Raw genomic sequence first — 26,974 nt, 5'->3', positions numbered from 1 at the left:
TCGGATTCAGGGCGGCTCCATGCACGTTAGAAAATCTGACGGGCGATGTGAAGCTGCGGCTCTTGCGGAAGTTAAGCATATAAGTTACGAAACTTTTATGTAACTTATTTTGTGACTTAATCCAACCGGAAAGCTCGCGGCTATGACCATCGCCTCCCGCCGTTTCGCCGACACACGTTCCGGGCCGCGTGCGCGCCTGTCTCTCGACGGAAGCTGGGACTTTCATCTGGAAGGGACAACGCCGACGACGATTGCCGTGCCCGCGCCCTGGCAGGCACATTTTCCGGATCTGCGAGCCGCGGCTGGCGTGGCACTCTATTCACGTGCGTTCACCGTGCCGAAGGAATGGCGCGATCGTCAGGTCATCGTGCATTTCGGCGCCGTGAACTATTTCGCCGAAGTCTCGGTCAACGGCCACACGCTCGGTTCTCACGAAGGCGGCTATCTGCCGTTCGAATTCGTCATTCCCGGCGATCTCCTTGACGACGAAATGCGCCTGGAGGTGAAGGTTACGTTGCCGAGTGCCGACGCCCAGGCTTTTCCCGACTTTCCGTTTGACGAGATCCCGCACGGCAAGCAGAGCTGGTACGGCATGCTGGGTGGAATTTGGCAGTCCGTCTGGCTCGAATGCCGCTGTAAGGCTCACATCACCCACCAGGCCATTCGCGCCGATCTCGCCACGGGCGACGTCACCATTGATGTCGAGCTGGCGGCAGGCTTTACCGGCGCCTTGACGATCACGCTTCTCGACCGCAATGGTGCGGTCGCATCAGCCACCGAGCGCGCACTTAACGGTGAGGCAAAAGCCTCCGCTACCCTCAAAGTCGCCAACGTGGAGGCATGGTCGCTCGACGATCCCGCGCTCTATCGCACCGTTGCGGAGCTGTCAGAGGGGAGCGTCGTAATCGACGCAGCCGAGGAGAATTTCGGCTTTCGCACCTTCGAAGCGAAGGATGGCAAGTTCTTCCTGAACGGACAGCCCTTCTACATGCGTGGCGCATTGGATCAGGACTATTATCCCGAGGGCATCTACACGCCGCCATCGATCGAGTTCCTGGAAGATCAGGCGCGCAAGGCGAAGGAACTCGGGCTTAACCTGCTGCGCTGCCACATCAAGGTGCCCGATCCACGATACTACGATGTGGCGGATCGGTTCGGCCTGCTGGTCTGGACGGAAATCCCGAACATTCAGACCTTCACCGAGAAGTCGGCGAAGCGCCTGCTCGATACGATGGAAGGAATTCTGCGCCGTGATGGCAATCATCCCTCCATCGTGATCTGGACCATCATCAACGAGGACTGGGGAACACGTCTCGTCGAAAGCGCCGATCAGCGATCCTGGTTGGAAAAGGCCTATCACTGGCTGAAAGAGAAGGACCCGACGCGGCTCGTCGTCGACAATTCCGCCTGCATTCCCAACTTTCATGTCGTTTCCGACATCGACGACTACCATTACTATGCCTCCGTCCCGGAAATGGCACGTGAATGGGCCGATTGGGTTTCAGCCTTCGCCGGAAGGCCGAGCTGGTCCTATTCGCCGAACGGCGATGCCAAACGGCGTGGCGACGAGCCGCTCGTCGTTTCCGAGTTCGGCGTCTGGGGCCTGCCCCATCCCGACAAGCTCAAGCAGGACGGCAAGGAGCCGTTCTGGTTCATCAACGGTCTGGAATGGGATAGCGACGGCGCGACCTATCCGCACGGCGTCGAGCAACGCTTCCGTACCTATCAGTTCGACAAGGTCTTTCCGACCTTCGGGTCCTTCATCGAGGACACGCAGTGGCATCAGTTCAATGCGCTCAAATTCGAGATCGAGGAAATGCGCCGCCATGCCTCGATCCAGGGTTACGTCATTACCGAGCTGACCGACTTGCATTGGGAAGCCAATGGCCTGATGGACATGCAGCGCAACAGGCGTGCCTATCACAACCGCTTCCACGAGATTAATACCGATATCGTCATCGTGGCGCGCATGCAGCATTACGCGGTTTGGGCGGGCGATGCGGTGAGCATCGAACTCGAAATCTCGACCGGCGGCAAGGCGCTCCCACCAACCGAACTGCGCTGGAGCGTCAATGGCGCGAATACCGGAAGAATCGCAATTCCGGCGCTGAACGCGACGTCGGTGCATCATTTGCCAGCCCTTTCCCTGCCCTTCACGACGGATATGGCCGGCAAACAGATCACTATCCAGTTCGCGCTTACGGCCGGCGACCGGGAGATCGCGCGCAACAGCCTCGAGGTCAGCGTCTATGGTCGCCGGTCAAAGCCTGCAATCTCCGTCTTCTCCGCGGAACCCGAGATCGCACAATATCTGCGCGCGCTTGGCTACGAGCTTGCCGATGCCGACAGGGCGGAGGTGCGGGTCGCATCCTCCCTCAGCCAAACCGATATCGATGCCATGGAGCACGGCGCCCATTATGTGTCGCTGGCCGATGCGGCACCCCTTCCTTTCGGCAATCTGCGCAATGACCAGCCAAACTGGAATTATCCGACCGGCGGCGATCGCGGGCAGTCCATGCCGCAGATGCGTGTCACCGAACGCAACGGCACCATCTGGAAAGGCAATTGGGTTACAGGTTTCAGCTGGGTGAAACGCTCGGGGCCTTTCGAGCGGCTGCCAGGCGGCCCGCTGACAGACCTTTCCTTCGTCGGCGTCAATCCCAACCGCGTCATCACTGGCTTCCGTCCGATCCATTTCGACGGATTGGTCCATGCCGGCACGATGGTGGGCTGGATTCACAAACCCTGTGCGACCATTGCCGAACGACATGTCGGTGCTGGCCGCGTTGTCGCCACCACCTTCGGTCTGATGCGCGAGTCCGCCGGCGCCGATCCCGTCGCAGCAACCTTGCTTGATTGCATCATCGAAACAGCGGCTGCCGGATAGCTCTGCGGCAGAAGCGGATCACCGCACGTCAACGAGAGGAGATGCAGGAGGTCATCGGCATCGACGTATCAGATGGACAGGTGGCGGCTGGCTGCATTTGCCGCCGGCGAAACGAAAGGGTGCCATTTGAACGATCATCACGCAGCTCATTGGCGGCGTTACAGGGCATAAGGCCACCCTTGAAGGGAGGCTTGGGAGGAAAATAGAACAGTCTGGAGGAGAGAAATGCGTAATCTGTTGAGAACATCGATCGCTGCGCTAGCCCTGGTTACCGCCTTTCCGGCATTCGCAGTCGAGAATGTCGTCTGGTGGGACTTCTTGTCCGGAGGCGACGGCGTGCGAATGAAGGCATTGATCCAGCGCTTCAACGATGAGCACAAGTACAAGATTCAGATCACGGGCACGACCCTCGAATGGGGTATTCCTTACTATACCAAACTGCAGACATCCGCTGCCGTCGGCCAAGGACCTGATATCGCGACCTATCACCTGTCGCGGCTGGCTGCCGCGGTTTCGGCCAAGACGGTCTCACCGATCGATCCGAAGGAGCTCGAGGCCGTCGGGCTGAAGGACAGCGACTATCCGCCGAACGCGATTGCCGCCTCGACGGTCGACAATGTCCGTTATGCCGTTCCTTTTGATGTCCATGGCGAGGTGCTCTATTACAACAAGAATGTGCTGAAGGACCTCGGAGCGCTCGGCAACGACGGCAAGCCCGCCGGCATCGACACGCTGGAGGGTTGGCGCGCGCTCTTGGCCAAGGCCAAGGAGGCAGGAAAAGATGGTGTCGTCATTGCCTCGTCAACCGGCGATTTGCGCGACATTTATACGCTGTTCGGCCAACTGGGAGGTACGCTGACAGACAATGGCAAGTTCCTGCAAGGCGACAATCTCGACAAGATGGAAAAGGCCTATAGCGAGGTTGCCGATTGGGTGAAGCAAGGTTGGGCTCAGCCCTATATCGACTCGGAAACCATCACGCCGACCTTCCTCGCCGGGCAATCCGCCTTTTTCCTGAACGGCAACTGGGAGCTGCCGACCATGGAAACCGAAGTCGCCAAGGGCAACGGTTTCGATTACGGCATGATCAACATTCCGGCCTGGATGGGCAAGCCGGCCAATTGGGCTGACTCGCACTCCTTCGTCATTCCCAACAATGTCGGTGTCACCATGACGCCGGAAAAGCGCGCCGCGGTTCTCGAAGTCATCCGGTGGATGAACGTGAACTCGCTGGAATGGGCCGCCGCCGGCCATATCCCGGCCTATCTGCCCGTCAGCACCTCCGCGGCCTACAAGGCGCTCAAACCGCAGTCGGATTATGCCGCCATGGCGTTGAATGCGTTCTACATGCCGAAGACGCCGCTCACCGGTGCCGCGTCCAAGTTCGATGACGACTGGCAGAACATGGTGTCCGGCCCGCTGAACGGCGAAGGCGACGTGAAGGAGACGCTTGAGAAGTTTCGTGACCACATGAATTCTCAATGAGGTTCTCCGTCAACGATCCCCAGGGGCCATACCCTCCCCTGGGGCTGGGCAACCAAGACAGGTGACAGATGGCGGCAGTCAGCAACAGGAAGCAGGACAATGTGATTGCGGCACTGCTGGTGGCGCCGGCCGTCATCACCTTTCTGCTCATCTTTGCCTATCCGACCTTTCGCATGGTGGCCATGAGCCTGACCAATGCGCCGCTGATCGGCCCCGGCGAATGGGTGGGCCTCGACAATTACATGCGCCAGCTTGCCTCACCCCAGTTGCAAAAGGCGCTTGTGAATACGCTGTACTTCATCGTTCTGACCGTCGTTCCCGGCACGTTTCTCGCACTGTTCATCGCCATGGGCATCAACCGCTTGAGCGGGCGCACACAGATGCTGGTCCTCGCGTGCTTTTTCCTGCCCTCCATTCTGCCGGTTTCCGTCGTGACCCAGATCTGGAGCTGGATTGCAAACATGCAATACGGCGTCATCCAGAACGTCATCGGCCTGTTTACCGGCGGCAGGCCGCTGCCGGTGCTGCGTTCGCCGACCTATTTCATGCCTTCCGTCGCCGTCGTCACGATCTGGTGGACGATCGGCTTCAATATTCTTCTGTTCCTGGCTGCCCTGCGCAGCATTTCGCCCGACGTCTACGAGGCAGCCGCACTCGACAATGCCAATCGCTGGCGCGTGTTTTCGAGGATAACCTGGCCGCTGATCTGGCCGGTCACGGCACTGGTGCTGACGCTGCAGCTGATCGCGCAGTTCAAGATTTTTGCGCAGCCCTACCTGCTGGGCTATTTCGCCCGCACGCCAGCTGACGCTCAATCCGTCGTCATGAGCGTCATCTACGATCTCGCCTTCAAGCAGAACAAGGGCGGTGAAGGTGCGGCCGTCGCCACTATTCTGTTCGTCATCATCCTGATTGCCTCAGTCCTGCAATACCAGTTCCTGCGTGCACGAGGCGAAAGATGAGCGGCCGGATAAGTGATCCGGGAGCAGGCCTTGCGCCGGCAAGCCACCATGTCGCTGCCGGACGCTGGAGCGGCCGCGCGCTAACCGTGTTGACCGCGCTCGGAGCGCTGATCTGGTTCTTTCCGCTTTACTGGGCCATCGCGACATCGCTGAAATCGGACACCGAGGTGGTGAGCAAAACGCCCGGGCTTTTCCCGAAAGCGCCGACGTTGGAGCCCTATCTCTATGTGATCGAACGCTCCAGCATCATCCAATGGTATGTCAACTCCGTCGCGACATCGGCGATTGTCGCGGTTCTGGTGCTTGCGATGAGCCTTTGCTGCGCCTATGCGCTCAGCCAAATCCAGTTTCCCGGCCGCCGCCTGATTTACGGCGCGCTGATCGCCTCGGTGATGGTCCCGACTGAAGCGCTCATCATCAACCATTTCGTGCTGATGAACTCGTTCGGATTGATCAACACCTGGGGCGGCATCGTTCTGCCGCAACTGGTCGTGCCGTCGGTCATCATCATCCTGAAGCAGTTCTTCGACCAGATCCCGAAGGAATTCCGCGAAGCGGCAATGCTCGACAATGCCGGTCACTTGAGAACGCTTTGGAAGATTTATGTGCCGATGAACTGGGGTGTCATTACCGCGCTTGGCATCACCACATTCATAGCGGCATGGAACAATTTCCTGTGGCCCTTCCTGGTCGCGACGTCGGATGCGACAATCACCATCCCCGTTGGTATCACGCAGGTGAAAGATGTCTTCGGCGTCCGTTTCGCCAAAGACATGGCCGCCGCGGTATTGGCGGGCCTCCCGGTCGCCATTCTCTACCTCCTCTTCCAACGGCAGATCACGCGCGCCATCATGCTTTCCGCCGGAATAAAGGGATAATCGCCGGGCGCGGGGTCTCCGATCAAGCTATCTGACCGTGCCTTCCAATCGTGATACTTCCTGCTGTCCGAAGCGATGCGCGTGAATCAACTCGGCCGAAAGCGCGTTCAGAGAATTTCGAAAACGTCATACTCGACGCCGCCGGGACAGCGCCCTCCCTGGGCAACCGCGACGATTTGGTTGAGCCACGCGTGCCGCGACGCGGCAGTCTCGAAATATGGCGTTGTGCGGAGATAATATTCGGAGGCGTCGACCTTCTCGCCACGAGCGAGACGCTCGTCAACGACAGGGCTGGAGCGCCTGACGCCGCGATAGGTCATCAGGATTAGGCCGCCATCGTCTGCGACGAGCAGAAGCCTTACATCCTGTTGAAACGTCCCATCCGCGCGTGCCAGCAGGAGATCGGAGCCGATAAGCGGTGAGACCTCCCCCTTCAGGCGCTCCCCCCGGAAATGCCCGCCCGAGACGGGAAACACCCGACGGCTACCCGCCGGCGTTTTGCCAAGTTCCAACGCGGGATGAAGCGTCATGAAAAGAGTGAATAAGTGCCGAGATTGCAGGGTCATGTCGGATCTCCTATTGTTGAACCGAACCCTAGCCGAAGGCATTTCACGCCCAAAACGCGCTTTGCTTGAGATCGTCACAAGAAAAGCTAGTCAAAGAGAAAAGAACATGCGGCCGCCGTTGGAATCCTTGCGGATATTGGAAGCCTGCGTTGCGGCCGGCAGCTTCGCCCGCGCTGCGGATCGGTTATGCCTCACCCCTGCGGCCGTTAGCCTTCGCATCCGCACATTGGAGACCGAACTTGGTCAGCCCCTCTTCGAGCGGTTCGGCCGGCGTGTCGTCCCAACAGCCGCGGCTGCCGTTCTGGCAAGCCGAATCCGCGAGGCATTGGATGGAATTGCGGGAGCCCTTGATGAATTTCAGGCGACCACGCCACCGTTGCGGTTGACGGCACCTCCGACATTCGCATCGCGCTGGCTCGCGCCGCGGCTGTCACGCTATCCCTCGGCGGGTACGCCGCCCATCGAAGTCGACGTTTCCGCCGATATCCGTGATCCCAGCGCGTTTGACGTTGCCATTCGCACAGGCCGCGGTGGCTGGGAAGGGCTCGATGAATACCGGCTTATGCCGGTTGAAGCGACGCCGATGCTGGCGCCTTCCCTCCTTCGAACGAGGCGCCTGAACGAGCCGAATGCATTGGCCGATTTCAAGCTTTTACCGCATCCGGATTGGGAAGCGTGGTTTTGGAACGCTCGATCTGAGCTGCCGCAAACTCTGCAGTTTGTCACGGTCGATTACCCCACGCACGATCTGGACGCCAACGCGGCGATCGCAGGTGTCGGTGTCGCTCTGCTATCGCCCTCCTTATATCGGCCGCTTCTGGAACAGGGACTTCTGATCGCACCATTCCCATATGTGCTCAGCGGCCCGGCCTGGCATTTTGCGCTGATGCGAACTGACGACTCCCGCCTCGCGCCCAGACAGCTTTGCGCTTGGCTTTGTGAGCAAGCGCAAGAGCTCGCCTAACACGCCCTCGGTGCCTTCACCGAAGCCGATGTCACGCCCAAAGGGCCTCCCCGCGGGGGAGGCCCTCGCTGCGATCAATCGAGGATTTTGACAACCTTGCGCGTCTTCGGCTGAACGATAACGCGCTCATGATTGACGACCGCATAGGCATAAGCCGGATTTTCAGGAACCGGCGTGACGACAACGGTCTCCGGAAGCGGCTGGCCTACGACAATTCGATCCTGCACGACGGCCTCGGAAGGAGGCATCGGCTGTTCCTGTACGTAGGTGATGACCTTCTGCGGCGGCGGATCGATTGCCGTGCCGACAATGGCACCCGTCACACCGCCGACGGCGGCGCCCACGGGGCCGCCGACAACAGCGCCGGTAACCGCGCCGCCCGCAGCCCCGGTAACCGTCGACGACTGCGCGAAGGCTGAACCAGCGAGAAGACCAAAGGCGGCGGCCGCTGTCACGATAAGTTTCGTACGCATAGCATTCTCCTTTGCTTATCGGCTCCGAAGAGCTGAAAGGGGAATACGATTGGACACCGGAATGTTCCGCTTTCAGGGCTGATTGCCGCCATCACAAGTTGGAACCGCATTGACAGAATTCGTGAGTGACGAGTGCGAGAAGCGCCCTGACTTGGCTTCCGCAACGGCGGTCCCCGGCTTTATCAAACCAGGTTCCAAGCCTGGCAATAGGCGATCCAATGCAGCTTGCTAAAGGACCGCTCTCAGTCGCTGCATGACATGATCGAAGGTCCCGATGGGTGTCGGGCCCGACGGCTGCGATCGATCGGGCGACCGCTGCCACGTCACAGTTGACAACGTGTTGCGGCATCGTTGGCCAAGACCGTCAGCGAGTCAGACAAATCCAATTTCCGATGAATCGAGTGTCGCGGGCCGATGATCTGAAACTGATGCGAAAATGATCCAGAAATGATGCGAAAATGAATTGGAAGCGTTGACATGTGAAATCTTCGAACTAGTTCCCGCTGAGACGCCGGGGCGTCCTTTGCTTACAGCGACCATATGGCTCTCCCGCGCTGTTCCGATCCGCAAGGATCGGTACGGCATGGTTTATTCGTGCGGATCGCGCCTCCAGTCACCTGATTGCGTAGCGGAAACTTGGATATCGTATGACCAGTATCACTGGACGCCTCGTCAAGGGAAGCATGTGGTTGAGCCTGTCTCGGACGATCGTGAACGGGCTTGCGACACTCAGCACTTTCGTCTTGGCGCGCTATCTGGCGCCCGCCGACTTCGGCGTGGTCGCCCTGGGCATGACGATACTGATGATCGTCACGACCGTTACCGAACTTTCCCTTTCCGAAGCGCTGATCCGGCATGCGGCGCCGGACGAATCCCATTTCAGCGCTGCCTGGACCCTCAACGCCGCGCGCGGACTGGCAATCTGCATCCTGTTTGCGATCTTTGCCTATCCGGCCGCCGCCCTCTTCAACGAGCCCAGACTGACGGGCGTCATGCTGGCACTTGGCATCAGCATGCTGATGGGCGGCCTCACAAATCCACGCCGTATCATGCTCCAGCGCGATCTGATCTTCTGGCAGGAGTTCGTGCTTGCGGTTTCGCAGAAATTCGCCGGTTTCGTCGCCTCCGTTGCGATTGCGGTGATCTATCAAAGCTATTGGGCGCTGGTCATCGGAACCCTCATAAGCCAGGCGACGAATGTCATCGTCTCCTATCTCGTGCTGCCGTTCCGGCCCAGGATCACCTTCAAGCATATGCGGGAGTTCTTTTCCTTTTCCGCCTGGCTTACAGCCGGACAGATCGTCAGCACGCTCAATTGGCGCTTCGATTATCTGCTTGTCGGTAAGATGCTCGGCGGGATTCAGCTCGGTTACTATTCCGTCGGCAGCAACCTCGCCATGATGCCGACGCGGGAAGCGACCGCACCCCTCACGCAGACGATCTATCCGGCTTTTGCCGGCATTCATAACGACCCCGGCAGGCTCGCCGCCGCGTATCAGCGCGTGCAGGCGCTGGTTGCCGCCGTAGCACTTCCCGCCGGCATCGGGGTGGCGGTGACCGCCGATCCGCTGGTCAGGCTCGCGCTGGGCGACAAATGGGCACCTGTCATCTTCATCATCCAGTCGCTTGCCTCGGTCTTTGCGCTGCAGACGCTCGGCTCGCTGGTGCAGCCGCTCGGCATGGCCAAGGGCGAGACCCGGGTGCTCTTCGTCCGCGATACCCAGATGTTCTGCCTGCGGGTGCCGATCATGATTGGCGGCCTGATGCTCTATGGCCTGTCGGGCGTCATTGCCGGCCGGGTCTTCACCGGCCTCTTCAGCACCGCCGTCAACATGATGCTCGTGCGGCGCTTCACCGGCATCACCGTTGCGAAACAATTGTCGGTGAACCTTCGGGCGCTCGCAAGCGTCGCCGTGATGGCGGCCGGCGTATCGCTGGCATCGAGCCATCTGGCGCCGACGGACGACAAGCTCTTGCTCGTGACGCATCTCGCCATGCTGATCGTGCTCGGCGGCTTGCTCTATTGCGGTTCGACTTTCCTCCTCTGGAGGTTGATGAAGCGTCCGACCGGTCCCGAAACAGAGGTCCAAACCATACTCGGCAAAGTGCTGCCGAAATTGCGCCTTGCCTGAGAACGTTCGGCCAGGCCGGCCGAGCTGCCTTGTCATCTAAAGGGGAATGGGGAAATGACATTGCAATCAAATCGAGTCCTGATCGCAAAATTGGACGACATGATCCACGATTGCCTGAAAGACTACATCAGCCATGATGAGCCTTTGGCGATCCTCGACTTTCCCGATATCCGCAATTGTGGCGACTCCGCCATCTGGCTCGGCGAAATGGCCTATCTCAAGCGGAGATACGGCAAGCGGCCGACCTATGTCTCGCGGATCGACGATTTTTCACCCGAGCAACTCGAGCGGACCATGCCGACCGGTCCGATCTTCATTCATGGCGGCGGCAATTTCGGCGATATATGGGATGCGCATCAGGATTTCCGCGAACGGGTCCTGGAGCGGTTTCCCGATCGCCAGGTGATTCAGTTCCCGCAATCCATCCACTACAAGTCCGAGGCCCGCCTCGCCGAAAGCGCCCGCGTCATCGGACGGCACAAAAACTTCGTCTTGCTGGTGCGCGACGAGGAGTCGAAGGAGTTCGCCCTCAAGCATTTCGATTGCGAAGTGCGTCTTTGCCCGGATATGGCCTTTTCCATCGGAGCAATCCAGCCGCAGGAGCCGGAATTTCCCGTCCTTGCCATGCTGAGATCCGACCTCGAAAAAGTCGGAGATGCCAATCTCTCGGCCTATCCCGATATTCCGAAAGAGGACTGGACCACCGAATCCGCCAGACGGGTGCGCATCTCCAAGGCGCTTGGTGCGGCGACGGCCTTGCTCGCTCTCAAGCCGGCCGAAATACGGCTGCGCAAGCTCGATGCGGCGGCCCACAACAGGCTGGGTCGCGGCATCAGGCAGATCTCCCGCGGTCGGGCGCTCGTCACTGACCGGCTTCACGTCCATATCTGCTCGATCCTGCTCGGCCGGCCGCATGCGGTGCTGGACAACAGCTACGGCAAGATACGCAGGTTCATGGCCGCATTTTCCGGCGGCACCGATCTGGCATACCGGGCGACATCGCTCGAGGACGGGATCGCCTGGGCGCGCCACCAGGCCGATCAGACGCTCGTACCGGCCGCTTGAAACGCGGCCATCGGTGAATGCTCAGCCTCGTGGTTCTCGATCGCATGGATTCATGTCACCGTCGGCTGCTGGTGGCCGCGATTTGATTTCGCGGCATTTGCGGGATAAAGGGCTCCAGCGGATTGGCCATCCACGCTGAGAGCGCGGCGCCAAACGGCATAGCTGAACAAGACGACACGGCAGGACAGACATGGGCGACCAGAACGACGATTACATATATGACGAGGTGAGCGGCGAATGGCGGCCTGCTTCGGAGATTGCGGCGGAGGCCGCAAAAGCCGCGGAGGTCCGCGACGCATCAGGCAATGTTCTGGCGGACGGAGACTCCGTTGTCCTGGTAAAGGACCTCAAGGTGAAGGGCGCCGGGCAAACGCTCAAGCAGGGAACCGTCATCAGGTCGATCCGGCTCACCGACAATCCCGAGGAGATCGACTGCCGGCATGACACGATCAAGGGGCTGGTGCTGCGCACCGAATTCGTCCGCAAGCGCTGAACGGCGGGATCGGGGTTCCGCCCCCCTCGCCTCACGCGCGAATGCGATTTGATCTCCACCCTTACCGATCCAAAGGCAGCCGCGCAGCGTCTCGGCGCGGCTGCGGCGCGCAGCCCTACGTCTGCTGATGTCACCAGCGCAGCGTCGCAGCCAAACAGTGAGCGCTGTTTTTTCCAGCACATTGACCCCGAGGAACATTGGCCCGTTTCGGACGCCGTGGGTATCCCATCTGCGTCAAGATGACTGATGTCGTATGCAGCAGTTTTGGGGTAGTGCTCCCTCACGATAGAGTGTCAAGTAATAGCCTGGAAATATCCGAAATGTGGGATTGGTTCCCTATAGTCTTCTTTCCGCTCAAGCTTCTCGTGTTAGGCACGGGCATGTTCTTCGCCGTCAAATGGCATCGCGATCAAGAGAAGAAGAAGTAACTAAACCAGCGGACCGTAAGCGTCCGCTGAAGTCGCAATCGCATTCTTCAGCTTGGCGACGCGATTCCGACAAAAGCGTCTTTATGATCTACCACAGCTCGTCCTCCTGTGAGGAGGATCGGCTCGGCCTACCCGGGCAACCCTCGCAAGACCGGTGTAGGGCGAGCAAACTCCGGCCACGAAGACGGACATTCGGTCTTGCGCCAAACATCGACGGCGCCTTTATGAAGATTATGCGAAAGATTTCCCTGGCTACGAGTTCGGAGCGGAACACCCGCGCGTGAGACCAGTTTCCTTATCTACAAGATGAGGAGATTTTCGAAATGACCTGGACTGGCACTTGGCGCAATCAATATGACTCTACGCTGACGATCATCGAGGATCGGGATGGGCTGATCAAAGGCACGTTCAAGACTGCTCTGCAGGATAGTGCTTTCTTTGGCCATGAACTGCAGGCAACGGGTGTTTGGTTCGATGATTGCATTAATTTCGCCTTTGGTGTGGCGGGAGACGGTCCGACGTCAATCTGCTCATTCACTGGAATGTTGCGAGAGGACAAGCTCCAAACAGTGTGGCACGTCGTAACCAGCGCGAAGGTCGGAAAGTCGGGTCAGGCTGAGAAGCTTGGGTGGGCTCATTCGGTGCAGACGAATGTCGATACATTCGAACGGCGCACCTGACGCCCCGGGGCGTCAAAAGATGCTGGTATGCGTGATCCCCTCAACCGACTATACCGGTTGACGCCTCTTGAGACAGAATCGAGGATCGACGCCATTCCGTCGTTCCGCCGGGGCACGCGTGCGCCTTCATGAGGAAAAAACGCTGATCCACGCCGTGCCAAGATTGCGGTACTTGGCACGGTCGTGGCGGGGATCAATTTGGCTGTCGATTGTGACGTCGCCTACTGCTGTGCGGGTGCGGGCTGCTGCCCAGGCTCGGATTTCTGAATCTTGTCCTGAACTCTCTTAACGAGCGCCGGATCCTTCTGTGCTGCCGTGAGAATCGCGTTGTACTCGTCTACCGACATGCCCGGAGAGGTCTGGACGGCCTGTACCATCTGTTTGCTTGCCTCGGTCTGCAGCTGCTGCTTCGCGGTCGCGTCCGACGTTGCTCCGATCTTGGCCGAGTATTCCTGCCTGATCTTGTCCACCTGCAGATACGCGACTGCAAAAGCCTCGATCTTTTGATCGCTGACGGTGGCAGCTGTCCCGCTGCTATTGGGTTGTGCTTGGGTGGGCTGGTTCTCTTGTGTCGCCTGCTGCGCAAATGCGGGATTGGTGACAAATAGCAAGCCCAAGACCGTGGCAGTTGCCGATGCGGCAGAGATATAACGAGTGATCATCTTGATTCCTCTTCGATAGTGCGGGGGAACACCTCTTTAAGTGGCGTAGAGCGAAAGGCGGCATATCGCAGTGATTTAGCCGCTGGTTAGGGTTGAGGACCGATCCGGCGACAATGTGGCCGCCAAACGTTTTCTATGGGGCAATAGTAGGGCGATCTGCCGACCCGGAACGGCGGCGTTGTGGCTTCGCGATTTGAGAATATCGGAGCACAGCGGATGCGCACAATTCTCAAAATACCGGTTTCGATGGTTTGATAGCGATAAAATCGCGGTCGATATATCCGAGCTTCATATAGATGTGAGCTTCGTATGCCGCCACGATAAAGGCATCCCGCGCGATCTCCGGATTGGAATTACCCTCGACAGAGGCGCGACAGATGATCAACGCGTCCTGATAGGCCTGATCCTCCTCGACGGGCCAATCCGCCAACAGACAGTCGAGTGCTTCCGAACTGCTGTTGATCGCCCGCAACTCGCCGACGCACTGCAGCAGGATATTTACAGGTCTCTGCCATATTCCATACATCACCATAATCGACCTCTGGTGCTGAAACGGAATCGATGGTGTCTTTGTTCCTGCGGGGAGAGATACGGCAGTCAGCGGCCACCTATCAGGCGAAACGAACTATCCACGCAATGAGGAGTGTGTCGGTTAGCAGTGCAATCACCAGAAGGAGGCCTATGAGCTTTCGTCGCTCTACCGTCTCCTTGGATTCAATTTTGAAAGCCGCTTTGTAAGCGTTTCGATGTCTCGGTCACTTACCGGTCTAACAGAGTTTCGAGGGCGCGTCATATCGACCAGGCCGCATGTGACGAAAATGAAAAATAATAGCAGATAAGGGGCCATCTCAAACGCAGCCTTTTGCGGTTCAGCCATTTGCAATTTCTCGTTAGATAAACAGCTTTGTCGGTCCATCGCAATTGAGAGCCGCTTGAGCCTCCGGCGGTTCCGAATTGCCAGGCAATTTTGCGCCAGTTACACCTCCGCCTGCTTTTCAGACCTTGTTAACCGTATGGATAAGCATGGCTCTTTCACTATATTGAACTTAAAAGCGCAAATACTTCCGTTAGTCATTTCTTCGAAATATTCATGATATGCTGAAGCGCCGACCTCGCGGTCGCGCAAGCTGGCGGTACCGCAGATCCAATAGATAGATTAAGGGTGAGTATGCCGAGGCTATTGTCGCGGACAGCACCGCCTCGCCTTTCCGCAATCGGTCCGAAGTGATCATGCCGAACAATTTAAAGGCTGTTTGACTGGCATCAAGCGCAAAATAGCTCTCCCAGGACTGGAGAAAGACAACCTGTCGCCTATTTCCCATCGAAAATCACAACAACCGGGAAGGAAACTTGCAATGGCAAAGAACACGATCTGCCTGTGGTACGACAAGGACGCCGAAGCCGCTGCCCGCTTCTATGTCGAAACCTTTCCAGATAGTGCGATGGGCGCCGTCATCCGAGCTCCCGGCGACTATCCGGAAGGCAAGCAAGGCGATGTGCTGGTCGTTGAGTTTACGGTAGCGGGCATTCCCTGCGTTGGGCTGAACGGTGGTCCCGTATTCAAACATAATGAAGCCTTCTCCTTTCAGATCGCCACCGAAGATCAGGAAGAGACGGATCGCTACTGGAACGCCATTGTTAACAATGGCGGCCAGGAAAGCGAGTGTGGCTGGTGCAAGGATAGATGGGGTGTTTCCTGGCAGATCACACCGCGCATCCTGATGGAAGCACTCGCAGTTGGCGGCGATGAGGCAAAACGCGCCTTCGATGCGATGATGACCATGCGCAAGATCGACGTCGCTGCGATCGAGGCTGCCAGACGCGGCTGAGCCCGTTCGACGGCACGCGAACACCGACCGGCGTTCGGACTCGGCCGCACGGGGCCGACGGCCCGGCAAACCAGCCGGATATACTGACGAGGGCTGCATCTGCCGCCCCAGCCAGTGGCGCAGCCGCGCAGGAGAAAGGCGCGGCCTTCCGTGCGCGATCCATATCTGCTGAGCGGCACCACATCACCTGGGACACGGGCGAAATCGGCATCGCCGGCAGCACCACTTGGATGAAGCGTCGGGCGTGGCCTGAAGCATATGTGTCGCGAGAGCCGGGAGGGGAGACAACTCTTCGGCCCGTGTCAGCCCCTAAGGATGCGTTTTCTTGGTAATTGCGCCGCACTGAAGCTCGATCGCCTCGCCATTTATCGCGCTATCGGAGCGGAACGCCCGCTCCTCAAAAACGCTTTCTACCGATGCCTTCCAATTATGTCGGTGTCATCCTTTCGAATGGCGACCGGTACGGCGTGTTCAGCCAGATCACCGGCCATCCCATTGCACAAGCCGGATCGTCGATGATGTTCGATGGCGAAGTTTGACAGGTTCAACGAGCAGATGCTGGGCCAAGCTTCACTTTCGCCTTGCCCAGCGACGTTCCGGATGCTGAGGCTTGCTCCCCACGCGATATTCCCCTCGCCGTCATTTTGCGCGATGTCTTCTCGGCTGGAGAGCCTCATAGAGGCATTAGGCGCCGCCGGAAACTCACGCCTGCTCGGCTGGGAGATAACAAGCTTGCTCATGAAAACCCTGACAGCTGTCAGGGTTTTCATCCATTGCATATCGGGCGAAAAGCCGAGGCGAAAGTTCACACCTGCCGTGAACCGTTCGGAGACGAGCCTCGTTCCTCCTATTGAAATATTGATCCTACAGCCAAAACCCTGACAGCTGTCAGGGTTTTGATGAAGGACATGAACGGTCAGCGGCGGCCGGAAAGACGTGGAGCGTCAGCGCTTGCCATTTCGCTTCTCGACGTGAATAGTCCAAGCCTATGTCGCTCACCTCATGCGGTTCGATACTCAAGCTTGCTCCATGCCAGCCATCGATCCGGCGAAAGTGAAGCGCCGTACAAAACCGCTGTGGTTGGACAGGCGAAAGGGGAGGCTGTTTGAAGCTCGATCCACATTTTATAGCCGAAACTGACGGATGGCTTGTCACTCATCGCGCAGATTCGGCTCTCCCCGGCTATCTTATTATCAGCTCTAAAAACTTTGCCACCGATTTATCGGAATTGTCCGCGGGCACCTTGCAGGAGCTCGGCCCCTTGCTGGCACGAGTACAGACCAACCTGAGACAGCGGCTGAGTGCGCGACGTGTCTATATAAGCCGCTATGGGCACATTCCCGACTATACGATCCACTTCCATGTGATCCCGATCTACGATTGGGTCGAGGAGCTCTTCTGGCAAGATCCCCGCTATCGGGTGCTGGAAAGTCTTACAGAAGGGCAGGGGAACTCGGAAACGGATGGCGCGGAGCTAACCCTCTATGTATGGCGTGAATTCTGCGAACGCGCCGACCCGCCGCCCGCCACAGGACGGACTGTCGCCGAGGCTATCCGGCTTCTGCGCAAGTCGATGAATTCCAGCCCTTCGTTGTGAACCCCGGCCGCCAATTTTGATCGACTGATCTCGAATAGATATCGCGCCCTCTGAATTTGAGAGTTCGAACGACGGTTGATGTTGAGACAGCAAAGCTCGGTGCAAGGGTTGGAGCATTGAGTCATGGGCGGATGGCCCCAGACTGCCGAGCCGGCCGAAGTCTCGACGCCGGACCTTTCCGTAACCGCCGTGGGCCGATATCAGCACGGCCCCTCCCGGTTCTCACGACAAAAGAACTAGAAACAAAGGTTTCAATACCGCGGATGCAACAGAAATGTCGAAAAGCCCTGTAGCTCACTCACTGATGGCTAAGATCTAGGCTGGCACTTCAGCAAGGTGCGGCGGAACGCACTTCGACCACCATATTTACTCACAATTTACCCATATGGTAGCGAATTTCGCATCCATATAACATAATGTTTTTGCTAGACATTTCTTTGTATATGGAACAGAAGAAAACACTTTCTTCCGTTAGCTATATACGCGTTCGGGACTAGAAGTGATATGGACTTTCTAAGCTGAAAAGTCGTCCTAGCATGATGTCAGCCTTGACGTGATCTGACCTGCTTCGACAAATATGCCTCCCAAAGGTATCTGCTTTTTTCCGCTATAAAAGGCATATTTGCGTTCTTGCACAAAGAACGTATCGGCTTGCCTGGGCAAACCAACTATTGGGGGCGCGACAAAGTGCACGTTCTTTCCGTCGCGCCTGGATGTGGCAGTTTCTTGTAGGGCTTTATCGCGATCGCCGCGGCCGGAACAACGCCGCCACGGCAATAACCGTCGCAATGACGCCGCCCGTCGCGCAGAGCCAGAACGCGAGACGAACACCGCTCGCCAGATCGCCGGACGATACCTCGCCATCTGCGAGACCGGCATGCGCATTGGCAAAACCAACGAGGACGGCAAGGCCAACGGCGTTTCCTATGTTCATCGTGGTTGACGCCATCCCTGATGCGACACCTTGTTCGCGATCCGGCACTCCGGAACCCGCAATAATCCACATTGCCGTCCACACGACGCCCTGACCAATTCCCGAAACGAGCAGACCGGGAACGATGGCTGTGTAGCTGCTCTCAGGCCATGCCCCGGCAATCATGATAGCCGTGCCCGCCGCCCCCACCAGCATTCCCGCGATCAATGTCGATCGCGCCGAAATGCGTGAGGCATAACGCTCGCCGATTTGAGTACCGGCGGCAATCGCAAGCGAGGGAACCAGAAAGGCAAGGCCCGTCTCCGAGGCTGTGAAATGGTGAATATCCTGAAACAGCACTGTCAGAAAATAAGGCAGGGCTCCAAACGTACCCATGTAGAGGAAGGTGATAGCCATGCTCGTCACAAGCATACGATTGCCAAACAGCCTGAGAGGCATCAATGGATCGCGACTTTGCGATTCGATGATCATGAATGCCAGCAGCAGAAGCGCCGAAAGAGCGAAAGTGCAGAGAATCGGTGCGGCATTCCACCCGAACACCGGTCCCTGCACGAGCGCAAATACCAGCAGCGTGGCGCCTCCGGTAACCGTCAGCGCTCCCGGCAAGTCGAAGGAGCGGCCATGAGACACGTGAGGATCTCGCGGGATAACGAAGAAGGCTGCGACGATTGCAATCAAGGCGAGGAAGACATTGACGAAAAACACCGACGGCCAGCCAAAAGCGCTCGTTAGAAAACCGCCGGCAAGCGATCCGATCGTAAGACCGCTGGCACCGGCCCCTCCCCAGACTGCCAGAGCCCGGTTGCGCGCCGCTCCCTCTGAAAACAGCCGGTTGACGAGGGAGAGCGTGGCAGGAAAGAGAAAAGCGCCGCCGATCCCCTGGACGGCTCGCGCTGCGATGATGACTGCAGGCTCCCAGGCCAATCCCCCCACCAACGAGGACGCCGCATAGAGCCCGAGGGCCGTGATGAACAATCGCCGTTGGCCGATAAGATCCGCCGCACGCCCGCCGAATAGCAGAAAGCCGCCGCAAAAGACCGTGTAGGCACTGACGACCCACTGCAGCGTCTGACCTGAGAAGCTGAGGCCCTCGCCGATTTTCGGCAGGGCCACGAAGACGATGTTGATATCGAGCGAGATGATCAACTGTGCGAATGCGAGGAGCGCGAGCGCAGCCGCCCGGTTGAAATTCGCCGCGCCGGTTCCGACTGATGGTCTTTCTGCAATGTGATCCATTTATCCTCTCCGTCAATTCTTTGTCGATCAACAAATAATGTGAGGCTTGCATAGCCGAGTCAAGATGATTATTTGTTGAACGACAAAGATTGAGGCTCGGTATGGCAGGAAGACCGCGGGAATTCGATCGTGATGAGGCGCTGGCCAAAGCCCGTGACCTCTTCTGGGAGCGAGGTTACGAAGGCGTCTCGATGTCCGACCTCGTCGATGCCATGGGCATCGCTTCGGCACGCATCTACGCTGCTTTCGAATCGAAAGAGGCCCTGTTCCAAGAAGCAGTTACGCTGTACGCCTCCGGGGAGGGTGGATTCGCCACGCGTGCCTTGGCCGAGGAGCCGAATGTCTTCGATGCCTTCAAGCGGCTTCTGCGCGATGCGGTCTCGCTCTACACCCGTCCAAATCAGCCGCATGGCTGCATGATCGTGATGGCGGCCACCAACTATACGATCCATAACCAGGCCGTTCGAAGACGGCTCGGCACATACCGCCGGGACCGCGCTGCATCCCTACATGAGCGTCTGAAGAAGGCGTCGGAGAACGGCGAGCTGAAACCCGACGCGGACCCGCGCGCCCTGGCGGAATTCTACGCCGCCTTTCTCCACGGCTTATCGGTGCAAGCGGCCGACGGGGTGCCAAGAGACGTCCTGCTGTCTACATTGTCTCACGCGCTGATGCCGTTGAAGAGCGCCATATCCGTGAAGGCTGACAATGTCTGAAACGATTGCCGCCGGCGTGCCACATTCTCGACAGTGAGAACTTCAATCAACGGGGAGCGAATTCATGTCAGCCTCGCTGCCCTTGCGGAACTGGCTCGGTGGAGCACCGATAATACGCTTGAAGGCACGGCTGAACGATGCCTCTGCGTCGTAGCCCAACCTCTGCGCGACCACGGACACACGCATTCCATTGCGCAGCCATTGAAGAGCTTGGTACATGCGCACCCTGGCCACGTAGCGCGCCGGCGTTTCACCCACGACTTTCAGGAAGCGCTCGGCGAAACCCGACCGAGAGATGCCCATCAGGTTCGCAAGTGCTGCCAAGCTCCAGTCACGATCCGGTTCGAGGTGAATCGCAGCCAGTACGCGGCCGATTTCGGGGTTGCGCACCGCGGCAATCCAGCCGGTTGTATCGCCGCAGCCATGTTCGACCCACGTCCTGATCAGCGTCGCGGTCAACACATCCGCGAGCCTGGCCAGTATCCCTCCCGCGCCGACCCGATCCATTTGCACTTCACGCGTCATGGCATCGAGCAAATGCGGGATCGCCGGCTCGTTCTTCGCCAGATCGCTGGTGAGCATCGTGTCAGGCATCAACCGCAGCAACGGATGAAGATTGTCGATATTGAAGCGCATCGCCGCGGTCAAAGCCACCGTTCCCCCACAGGCATCGGGGCACTGGAGATCGAAGACGTCCTGGCAGACTTCCTTGCGGTCAAATTGCTCGAAAGGCACCGGCGGAATGCCTGGTTCGCTTGCAATCACATGCGCATTGCCACGCGGCAGAAGTGCAGCATCGCCGGGTCCCAACTGGAGCCAATCGCCTGACGGCGCCTGAAGCCATGCGGAACCGGACGAAATGAAATGCAATCTCGCCGACAGCTGCGGCGCAAAATAGGTCGCCCATGGCTCCGAAAGCCGGCAGCGCCCATATTCAACGCCGTCGAGCCGCAAGCCTCTCAGCATCTCGCTCAGAGCATCATGAGTCTCGCCAATACTGTCTTTGGACGAATAGTCAAGCATCTCGGATTTCCTAGCATGGAAAGTACAGACTGTCACGACTACCTTTTGCCAGATGGCATCGACAGCACGCCAAGATATCTTAAAATAGGACTGCACCCCATGGCAGAGAGCGATTTCAAGCCCAAACCGTCCCTTCACAACCAGCCGACGGCAGAGACATCCCAAAGACCAAGATGGGATGCCGTCGTCGCCCTGGCGCTCGGCGTCTTCGGTCTCGTTACGGCGGAATTTCTGCCGGCCAGCCTGCTCACTCCAATATCTTCCGATCTAGGTCTCTCTGCCGGGGAGACCGGCCAAACGGTGACTGCAACGGCTGTCGTCGCCGCATTTGCAGGCCCGGGTATCGTCATAGCCACCCGAAGTTTCGACCGCCGCCGTGTGCTCTTTAGCCTTACTGCTCTTCTGATCCTTTCCTGCGTCCTGGCAGCAACCGCCAACAATTTGATTTTGCTTCTCCTATCGCGAGTTCTGCTTGGAGTCGGGCTTGGCGGCTTCTGGGCAATGGCCGGTGCGCTTGCAATGCGGCTGGTCCCAATCGAACATCTCCCCCGAGCAATGGCGATGATCTTTACCGGCGTCTCCCTCGCCACCGTCACGGCGGCACCGATCGGCTCCTATGTGGGATCAACCCTTGGATGGAGAGCGTCCTTCGTCCTCGCAGGAGCTGTCGGCGTGCTTGCATTGATTGCCCAGGCTATCACCGTGCCATCGTTACCACCGGCAGGTCACGCAGGCTTGTCGACGCTCGGCGCCGTTCTGACGCGGCCCAAGATCCGGGTGGGTCTGATCACGACACTTCTCGTCGTTGCAGGCCATTTTGCCGGCTTCACTTATATCCGCCCCTATCTGGAAGGTATCGCCCACCTCAACGTCGAGATGGTGTCGCTGGTGCTTCTCGCTTACGGCGTCAGTGGTTTCTTCGGCAATATTGTCGGTGGCATGATTGCGGAGCGCAGCTCTGCTATTGGCACCGTCTTCTCGTCGAGCCTGATCGCCGTTGCCGCCGCTATCTTCGTGACCGTGGGTGCGTCCGAGCTCGCCGCGATTGTCGGAGTCGCCATTTGGGGTTTCGCCTTCGGCGCATTTCCCGTCTCCATCCAGAGCTACATCACGCGTGCCGCGCCGGACGAAGCTGAAAGCGCAGGAGCATTGCTCCTAACTGCTTTCCAGGTCGCTATTTCCAGCGGCGCGGTCCTGGGCGGCATACTGATCGACTTGCAGGGACCGCTTGGTGTCATGTCGTTCCTTGGAGCCGCATGCCTTGCGGGAACTGTGTTGATGGCAGCGCGGGGCGGCAAGCAGACCTCCCTTGTTCAAAGCTGACGAGCGAGACCGCAGGTCTGCCTCGATAATCGATGGCGACTTTCGGGCCGCGGACAGGCAGCGATCGTAAACACCCTCGGTTGCCCAGCGGAAAATCAACTGGCAAGATCACGAAAGAGAAGGGGAGGGAACAATGTCATCCCTCTCGCAAAAGGCAGAGATATGCGATCTTCGCTCGTATCGACTCTCAATCCGGCGCTCCCTTCCCATGGGCATCACCGGAGCATTACAAATTTGTAAGCATGCTATTCATTTTCAGTTAAGGCGAATTGGGGCATCAAAGTCAGGCGTTATCGCGCAGCATCAACCCCCAATGCTTACGAGGACCGATATGAAAAACCTGCTTCTTGCTTCCGCCATAGCCCTGGCATCCGTCGTTGCCGTTAGTGCTCCGTCCCAGGCGGCTCCGTTCCACCGCCATCATCATCGTGACTGCTTCGTCAAGACCGTGAAGCACAAGGTTCATGGTCATTGGGTTATTCGCAAGGAACGCGTCTGCCGTTAAGTCCGCATTTGTGATCGAACATCTTCGATCGCATCCCTCGGCCACAGCTCAATACTCCGGCTGTGGCCCTATTGTTTGTGGGAAAGACAAGCGGTCAATCTGTCGTCGCGCCAACCCCGTCCTGGCCCGCAGCAAACAGAGCATATCCAGAAGCGATGAGTTCATGAGGCTTTTCCCGTCACATAGTCGCCATGGCCGTTTGCTCTGAGCAAAGCGATAATTGCCGGCCCGACAGAGAACTCGCCGCGCTTCGCCTTCATCGTGAGGTCCCGCAGGTAGGCACCGGCGGAATTGATGTGTCCCGACCGCTCAAGAATGCAGGCGACCGTTGTTGCGGCATTCTCAGCTCCCATCGTTTCGCAGGCTTCCTGATAGGCCGAAGGGCTGACGCCCAGCATCGATCGAACCACGACTGCGGCAGACATCAGCTCCCGCCAATTGCCGATGGCCCCATTCGGCCCGTAGGCAGTAATTTCCGGGCAAGCTTTCAGCACCAAACCCAATGGGAACGTTCGCATCGTCTCGCTGTGCAGCCGGCTTTTCCTCTCGGGCATCGCTCCCAGCTCTTTTCGAGAGCTTGGTTCAAGTTCATAAATGGATTCGGGATTCGAACTCTGTATGTGACGCTCAATATGAGCATCATTGGTGCTATTTTTTGTAGCTTTTTGCTGGTTTTCCAGAAGGTTGACGATCTCGTTTCGCAGAAGCTCCATCTCTTCGAGGATGCCGGCAACCTCTGACATCGTGGGAGAGCGCGGAATGTGCCCGACGAGGCGGGTATAAACATCTTCGATCATTGCCCAGTTGCCCGCGACACCTTCCTCGATCGCGGCCGTAATGAGCTTTCGCACATCGCGCCGGCAGATCGTCAGGCTTTCCTTGGCACGTCGGAATGCGAGGCGATCTGCTGCCACCTTCTGCGCCATGCCTGCAAGTTCCTCTGCCCGCAGCAGAAGCGGCGAGATGTCGAAGCCGAAAGCGTTCTCGATTTCACCCGTCCTGTCCTTCCTGGCATAGCGCTTGCCATTGGCGCTGTCCTTGCGAACGATCAGTCCAGCCTCGACGAGAAGCGCGAGATGCCTGCGAAGCGTAGCCCCGGCAATGCCGTGGGCGCGCAAGGTCAGCTGCGCATTGGAAGGGAAGACGATAAGCTGCGCATCCTGGCGCAGCTCGTTATCGGGATAAAAACTCAGCAATGCATCGAGCACCGCCAGGCTACGATCCTGCAATCCCAGCAGCTCTCTGGCCTCGGACGCATCCCGAAAGACCTTCCACTTGTCAGCCGTCTTGCCAGGCGCGATTTCAGCCGTAGCGACCTGCCGCAGCACCAGGGCAAGCGACATCGGCCGCCGCCCAAAGGGCGTCGTTACACTTCCATTCTGCATTTCCCTCACCCTCGTAAGGCAAAAGAAATCCGCTCACCAAAAAAACGGTGCCAAAAACTCTTGACTGGGATTCGTGGAAATGCGATTCTTCAGTTGCTACATTGAAGAGAAGGCTTCCACGACGGCAACGTTTGGGGGCCTTTTTTCTTTTGCTAGACTTCCTTTCCGATCTGAAAAAACCCTGACAGGTGTCAGGGGTTACGACTTTTTCCGGCGAGTGAAGCGCTCGACCAGGTCGGGCAACTCCTCCTCGATAAACTTTATGAATTCTGTTCCCAGCTTACCCTCGCCGGAGATCCGCATCTCACGCGGCGATATCACGCACGCTCCCAGCCTCGTTCCCGACGCATCGGAAATCGGCACCTGGGTGTTGCGAGAACCGGCGCGGGGCTTGATCGCATTCAACGCCAGCTGGAATCTTTCGTCCGAGGTTTCCTTTGTCTCATTTGCATCGGACAGGGCGGCGCGAACCACCTGCAGCGCATCCGGCTGTGCGGAAACGGCCTTGACCAGTTCCAGCCAACGTGGACGGCCGACTTTCGGCGCTCTGCCGATCGCTTCGATCACATCGGCCGGAATTGCCCGATAGACGCTGCGCATCCGCGCCAGCTCGGCATCCTCGATCGAGAGTGCCGCATAGATGTGCCGCGCCTTGATGCCGGCATCGTCCATGCGCGAGGCGAACAACGCGCGCTCGATCCATGTCAGATCCTGCCTGTTGGCATTCTCGATGCCCTGCGCGAGAACGAGATCGAGATCCGAAATCTCGACTTCTATGGCCCGGACGCTACGGCCGAGCTCTAGAGCAGCTCGCCATCTGCGATGACCATAGACCACCTGATATCGGTCGGCCGAAGACGGATGTCTCCGGACCTGGATCGGAACCTTCTGGCCTTCCTCCTCGATCGAGCGCTTGAATGTCTCGAAATCATGCGGATTGTCGTCCGGCAGACGATCCGGATAGGGGGATGGATCGATGATGTGAGGATCCAGATCCTGGATCCAGCCTTCACCGGATTCGACGATGGCCCGCAACCGGTCACGTTCCGCGCGAATGTCGCCAATGGCACGATGCGCGGCCCCGATGACGCCTGCGCCGACACGACCGGGCTGTGCTGCGGGGGCAGGGGCAGGCGAAGGCTGTTCAATAGCAGCGTCGCTACCTTCCAACTCGGCAGAAAGAAGACCGAAACTTGCGACGATCGATTTCCTTGGGCTCTTGCTCATCCACGCCCCCAACTTGCGTTGATGAGTTGAACGATCGCCTCGTTGACCGCATCCACGGCTTCCCGCGCGCGCTTCTGCGTATCGCGACCGATCTGGCCCATCTCGAGTTCGTAAACGGAGCGTTTGGCAAGACCGGCAGCCTCGACGGCAGTGCTTTCGATCGCCGTCGGCAACAGGACATCGGAACCGAACAGATGGCGCAGCATTGCAACCACCTGCGACTGCGGCGCGTCGTTTGGATCGTGGCGCGTGACCAGATAGCGAATGAAGTCCTGGTCGAGCTGGGCGCCGCTTTCATTGAGCACGTTGATCAGATCGCCCATCATCAGCAGGAATTGGCTCATCGACGCGACATCCAGCATGGCCGGATGCACGGTGATGATCATGCTTGTCGCCGCGTAGATCGCGCTCAGCGTCAGGAAGCCGAGCGAAGGAGGCGTATCCAGGATGACGATATCGTAATCTGCTTCGACTTCGGCAAGCGCAAGCTTGAGCCGCTCGAAAAAGATGGCGCCGGCACCCGATTTCTGCGCCAGAACACGAGGGGTCTCATGTTCATATTCCATGACCTCCAGATTGCCCGGAATGAGGTCGATGCCATCGAAATAGGTCTTGCGGATGATCTCGCGGATCGACCGTCTTTCGGACTGGTCATATCTCAAGGCTGCATAGATGGTTTCGTTTGCACCGACATCGACTTCCGGCTGCGCTCCGAACATGGCCGAAAGCGACGCTTGCGGATCGAGGTCGAGCGCAAGGACGCGATAGCCGTGAAGCGCAAGATAATGCGCGAGATGAACGCTGGTGGTCGTCTTGGCGCTGCCGCCCTTGAAATTGGCGATCGCCAACACTTGAAGATGTTCGCCCGGGCGGCGGCGCGGCAGGAACCGCAGGGCATCGGACGGCTTCTGCTTTGCAAACAATTCACGCAATTCATTGATCTGTGCGAGTGTGTAGACCCGATGGTTGTTCTCCAACCGGCTCGGCGAAGGCCCCCGTCCCTCGCTCGACATCAGTTTCAGGGTCGAATCCGGGATCGATGTCAGCTTGGACACTTCATTGGTCAGGAACTGCCGGAGTATTTTTTCGGACTTCGGCGGATACATCCGGGTTCTGAGCTGCTGCAACTGGCCCGACAGCAGGTTTGCATGGCGCGCAATTTTGCCGCCTGCATCTTCCTTGGAAGGAGCTATTGTCTCCATGCGCTCTGCTATCGCCATTTGTCCCTCTTGGCGGCTCAATGCCGGTTTGCCGACCTATGCCCGACAAAAGGTAGAACACGATTCTGTCAGACCGTCCAGAGATTAAGGCGTAATGGCTGATCAGCGTATGACGAAATCATGTCAGGCTGAAGATATTTAGCTATTTGATTCCATTATATTTATTTCGTCGCATCGTAACAGTTGCCCGATACGTTTACTCACACTTTTGGTAGCAAAACGCGAGATATAACTGAATTGGCAACGCTCTCGATATCGGTGCGGACGGCACGGCTGGAGCGAATCACTGCCCTCGGCGGGCAAT

At 58.2% G+C, this 26,974-nt stretch carries 24 protein-coding genes; 14 read left to right on the top strand and 10 right to left on the bottom strand.

The window, feature by feature from the left end:
* The first annotated feature begins 142 nt into the window (after window positions 1–142).
* The 4 genes from DQ393_RS02455 (at window position 143) to DQ393_RS02440 (ending at window position 6,212) form a co-directional block, all read left to right on the top strand.
* Window positions 143–2,887, top strand: coding sequence for a glycoside hydrolase family 2 protein (locus DQ393_RS02455; RefSeq protein WP_112340225.1), 2,745 nt, complete (start codon window positions 143–145; stop codon window positions 2,885–2,887).
* A gap of 225 nt (window positions 2,888–3,112) precedes the next feature.
* On the top strand, window positions 3,113–4,372 hold the full coding sequence (locus tag DQ393_RS02450; protein ID WP_112340224.1) for a hypothetical protein: 1,260 nt from the start codon (window positions 3,113–3,115) through the stop codon (window positions 4,370–4,372).
* A gap of 68 nt (window positions 4,373–4,440) precedes the next feature.
* Window positions 4,441–5,334 (top strand): carbohydrate ABC transporter permease, encoded by an 894-nt coding sequence (locus tag DQ393_RS02445; RefSeq protein ID WP_112340223.1) that lies wholly within the window; start codon window positions 4,441–4,443, stop codon window positions 5,332–5,334.
* Window positions 5,331–6,212 carry a carbohydrate ABC transporter permease gene (locus DQ393_RS02440; protein WP_245430237.1) on the top strand — a complete coding sequence of 294 codons (882 nt, stop codon included), beginning with the start codon at window positions 5,331–5,333 and terminating at the stop codon, window positions 6,210–6,212. The genes DQ393_RS02445 and DQ393_RS02440 overlap by 4 nt, the downstream gene beginning before the upstream one ends.
* A gap of 107 nt (window positions 6,213–6,319) precedes the next feature.
* Here DQ393_RS02440 and DQ393_RS02435 read toward each other — a convergent pair whose 3' ends face one another.
* Window positions 6,320–6,778: a DUF3237 domain-containing protein gene (locus tag DQ393_RS02435; RefSeq protein ID WP_112340222.1), complete on the bottom strand. Its 459-nt coding sequence runs from the start codon at window positions 6,776–6,778 to the stop codon at window positions 6,320–6,322.
* Between the two features lie 106 nt (window positions 6,779–6,884).
* Here DQ393_RS02435 and DQ393_RS02430 point away from each other — a divergent pair, with 106 nt between their 5' ends.
* Window positions 6,885–7,742: a LysR family transcriptional regulator gene (locus DQ393_RS02430; RefSeq protein WP_112340221.1), complete on the top strand. Its 858-nt coding sequence runs from the start codon at window positions 6,885–6,887 to the stop codon at window positions 7,740–7,742.
* A 74-nt stretch (window positions 7,743–7,816) separates the two neighbouring features.
* Here the strand turns inward: DQ393_RS02430 and DQ393_RS02425 are convergent, their stop codons facing one another.
* A complete protein-coding gene (locus DQ393_RS02425; RefSeq protein WP_112340220.1) occupies window positions 7,817–8,215 on the bottom strand; it encodes a DUF1236 domain-containing protein in 399 nt (132 codons plus the stop codon).
* A 647-nt stretch (window positions 8,216–8,862) separates the two neighbouring features.
* Here DQ393_RS02425 and DQ393_RS02420 point away from each other — a divergent pair.
* The 4 genes from DQ393_RS02420 (at window position 8,863) to DQ393_RS02400 (ending at window position 13,013) form a co-directional block, all read left to right on the top strand.
* Window positions 8,863–10,347: a lipopolysaccharide biosynthesis protein gene (locus DQ393_RS02420; RefSeq protein ID WP_112340219.1), complete on the top strand. Its 1,485-nt coding sequence runs from the start codon at window positions 8,863–8,865 to the stop codon at window positions 10,345–10,347.
* A 54-nt stretch (window positions 10,348–10,401) separates the two neighbouring features.
* Window positions 10,402–11,412, top strand: a complete 1,011-nt coding sequence (locus tag DQ393_RS02415; RefSeq protein ID WP_112340218.1) for a polysaccharide pyruvyl transferase family protein — start codon at window positions 10,402–10,404, stop codon at window positions 11,410–11,412.
* 190 nt (window positions 11,413–11,602) lie between these two features.
* Window positions 11,603–11,905, top strand: a complete 303-nt coding sequence (locus tag DQ393_RS02410) for an alkylphosphonate utilization protein (protein WP_112340217.1) — start codon at window positions 11,603–11,605, stop codon at window positions 11,903–11,905.
* Window positions 11,906–12,656: 751 nt separating this feature from the next.
* Entirely contained in the window at window positions 12,657–13,013 is a 357-nt protein-coding gene (locus tag DQ393_RS02400; RefSeq protein WP_112340215.1) for an avidin/streptavidin family protein, read from the top strand.
* A 221-nt stretch (window positions 13,014–13,234) separates the two neighbouring features.
* On the opposite strand, the gene DQ393_RS02395 is transcribed toward DQ393_RS02400, so the two are convergent.
* Both DQ393_RS02395 and DQ393_RS02390 read right to left on the bottom strand, forming a co-directional pair.
* A complete protein-coding gene (locus DQ393_RS02395) occupies window positions 13,235–13,675 on the bottom strand; it encodes a DUF4168 domain-containing protein (RefSeq protein WP_112340214.1) in 441 nt (146 codons plus the stop codon).
* A 229-nt stretch (window positions 13,676–13,904) separates the two neighbouring features.
* Window positions 13,905–14,207: a DUF982 domain-containing protein gene (locus DQ393_RS02390; RefSeq protein WP_112340213.1), complete on the bottom strand. Its 303-nt coding sequence runs from the start codon at window positions 14,205–14,207 to the stop codon at window positions 13,905–13,907.
* 823 nt (window positions 14,208–15,030) lie between these two features.
* Here DQ393_RS02390 and DQ393_RS02385 point away from each other — a divergent pair.
* The 3 genes from DQ393_RS02385 to DQ393_RS02375 all read left to right on the top strand — a co-directional run bounded on the left by DQ393_RS02385 (window position 15,031) and on the right by DQ393_RS02375 (window position 17,101).
* Window positions 15,031–15,504 carry a VOC family protein gene (locus DQ393_RS02385; protein WP_112340212.1) on the top strand — a complete coding sequence of 158 codons (474 nt, stop codon included), beginning with the start codon at window positions 15,031–15,033 and terminating at the stop codon, window positions 15,502–15,504.
* Window positions 15,505–15,920: 416 nt separating this feature from the next.
* Entirely contained in the window at window positions 15,921–16,043 is a 123-nt protein-coding gene (locus DQ393_RS34075; protein ID WP_281023928.1) for a hypothetical protein, read from the top strand.
* Window positions 16,044–16,609: 566 nt separating this feature from the next.
* On the top strand, window positions 16,610–17,101 hold the full coding sequence (locus tag DQ393_RS02375; protein ID WP_112340210.1) for an HIT family protein: 492 nt from the start codon (window positions 16,610–16,612) through the stop codon (window positions 17,099–17,101).
* A gap of 736 nt (window positions 17,102–17,837) precedes the next feature.
* Here DQ393_RS02375 and DQ393_RS02370 read toward each other — a convergent pair.
* A complete protein-coding gene (locus tag DQ393_RS02370) occupies window positions 17,838–19,271 on the bottom strand; it encodes an MFS transporter (RefSeq protein ID WP_112340209.1) in 1,434 nt (477 codons plus the stop codon).
* 101 nt (window positions 19,272–19,372) lie between these two features.
* On the opposite strand from DQ393_RS02370, the gene DQ393_RS02365 reads away from it, so the two are divergent.
* Complete coding sequence (locus tag DQ393_RS02365) at window positions 19,373–19,987, top strand: TetR/AcrR family transcriptional regulator (RefSeq protein WP_112340208.1); 615 nt, start codon at window positions 19,373–19,375, stop codon at window positions 19,985–19,987.
* A 42-nt stretch (window positions 19,988–20,029) separates the two neighbouring features.
* Here DQ393_RS02365 and DQ393_RS02360 read toward each other — a convergent pair whose 3' ends face one another.
* Window positions 20,030–21,010: an AraC family transcriptional regulator gene (locus tag DQ393_RS02360; RefSeq protein ID WP_112340207.1), complete on the bottom strand. Its 981-nt coding sequence runs from the start codon at window positions 21,008–21,010 to the stop codon at window positions 20,030–20,032.
* Window positions 21,011–21,109: 99 nt separating this feature from the next.
* Between DQ393_RS02360 and DQ393_RS02355 the strand changes: the two genes are divergently transcribed.
* The gene (locus tag DQ393_RS02355) at window positions 21,110–22,333 is read left to right on the top strand and encodes an MFS transporter (RefSeq protein ID WP_181592274.1); all 1,224 of its coding nucleotides are present in this window, start codon (window positions 21,110–21,112) and stop codon (window positions 22,331–22,333) included.
* Window positions 22,334–22,616: 283 nt separating this feature from the next.
* On the opposite strand, the gene DQ393_RS33310 is transcribed toward DQ393_RS02355, so the two are convergent.
* The 4 genes from DQ393_RS33310 to repA form a co-directional block, all read right to left on the bottom strand.
* Window positions 22,617–22,805, bottom strand: coding sequence for a hypothetical protein (locus DQ393_RS33310; protein WP_169646212.1), 189 nt, complete (start codon window positions 22,803–22,805; stop codon window positions 22,617–22,619).
* A 194-nt stretch (window positions 22,806–22,999) separates the two neighbouring features.
* Window positions 23,000–24,223, bottom strand: coding sequence for a plasmid replication protein RepC (repC, locus tag DQ393_RS02350; protein WP_112340205.1), 1,224 nt, complete (start codon window positions 24,221–24,223; stop codon window positions 23,000–23,002).
* Window positions 24,224–24,421: 198 nt separating this feature from the next.
* Window positions 24,422–25,450 (bottom strand): plasmid partitioning protein RepB, encoded by a 1,029-nt coding sequence (gene repB, locus DQ393_RS02345; protein WP_112340204.1) that lies wholly within the window; start codon window positions 25,448–25,450, stop codon window positions 24,422–24,424.
* Entirely contained in the window at window positions 25,447–26,670 is a 1,224-nt protein-coding gene (gene repA, locus DQ393_RS02340) for a plasmid partitioning protein RepA (protein ID WP_112340203.1), read from the bottom strand. Before repA ends, repB begins: the two co-directional genes overlap by 4 nt.
* Window positions 26,671–26,974 lie beyond the last annotated feature (304 nt).

Source organism: Martinezella tropici, assembly GCF_003287875.1.
Classification (GTDB): Bacteria; Pseudomonadota; Alphaproteobacteria; order Rhizobiales; family Rhizobiaceae; genus Rhizobium; species Rhizobium tropici_C.
This window is presented reverse-complemented; position numbering and strand designations above follow the sequence as displayed.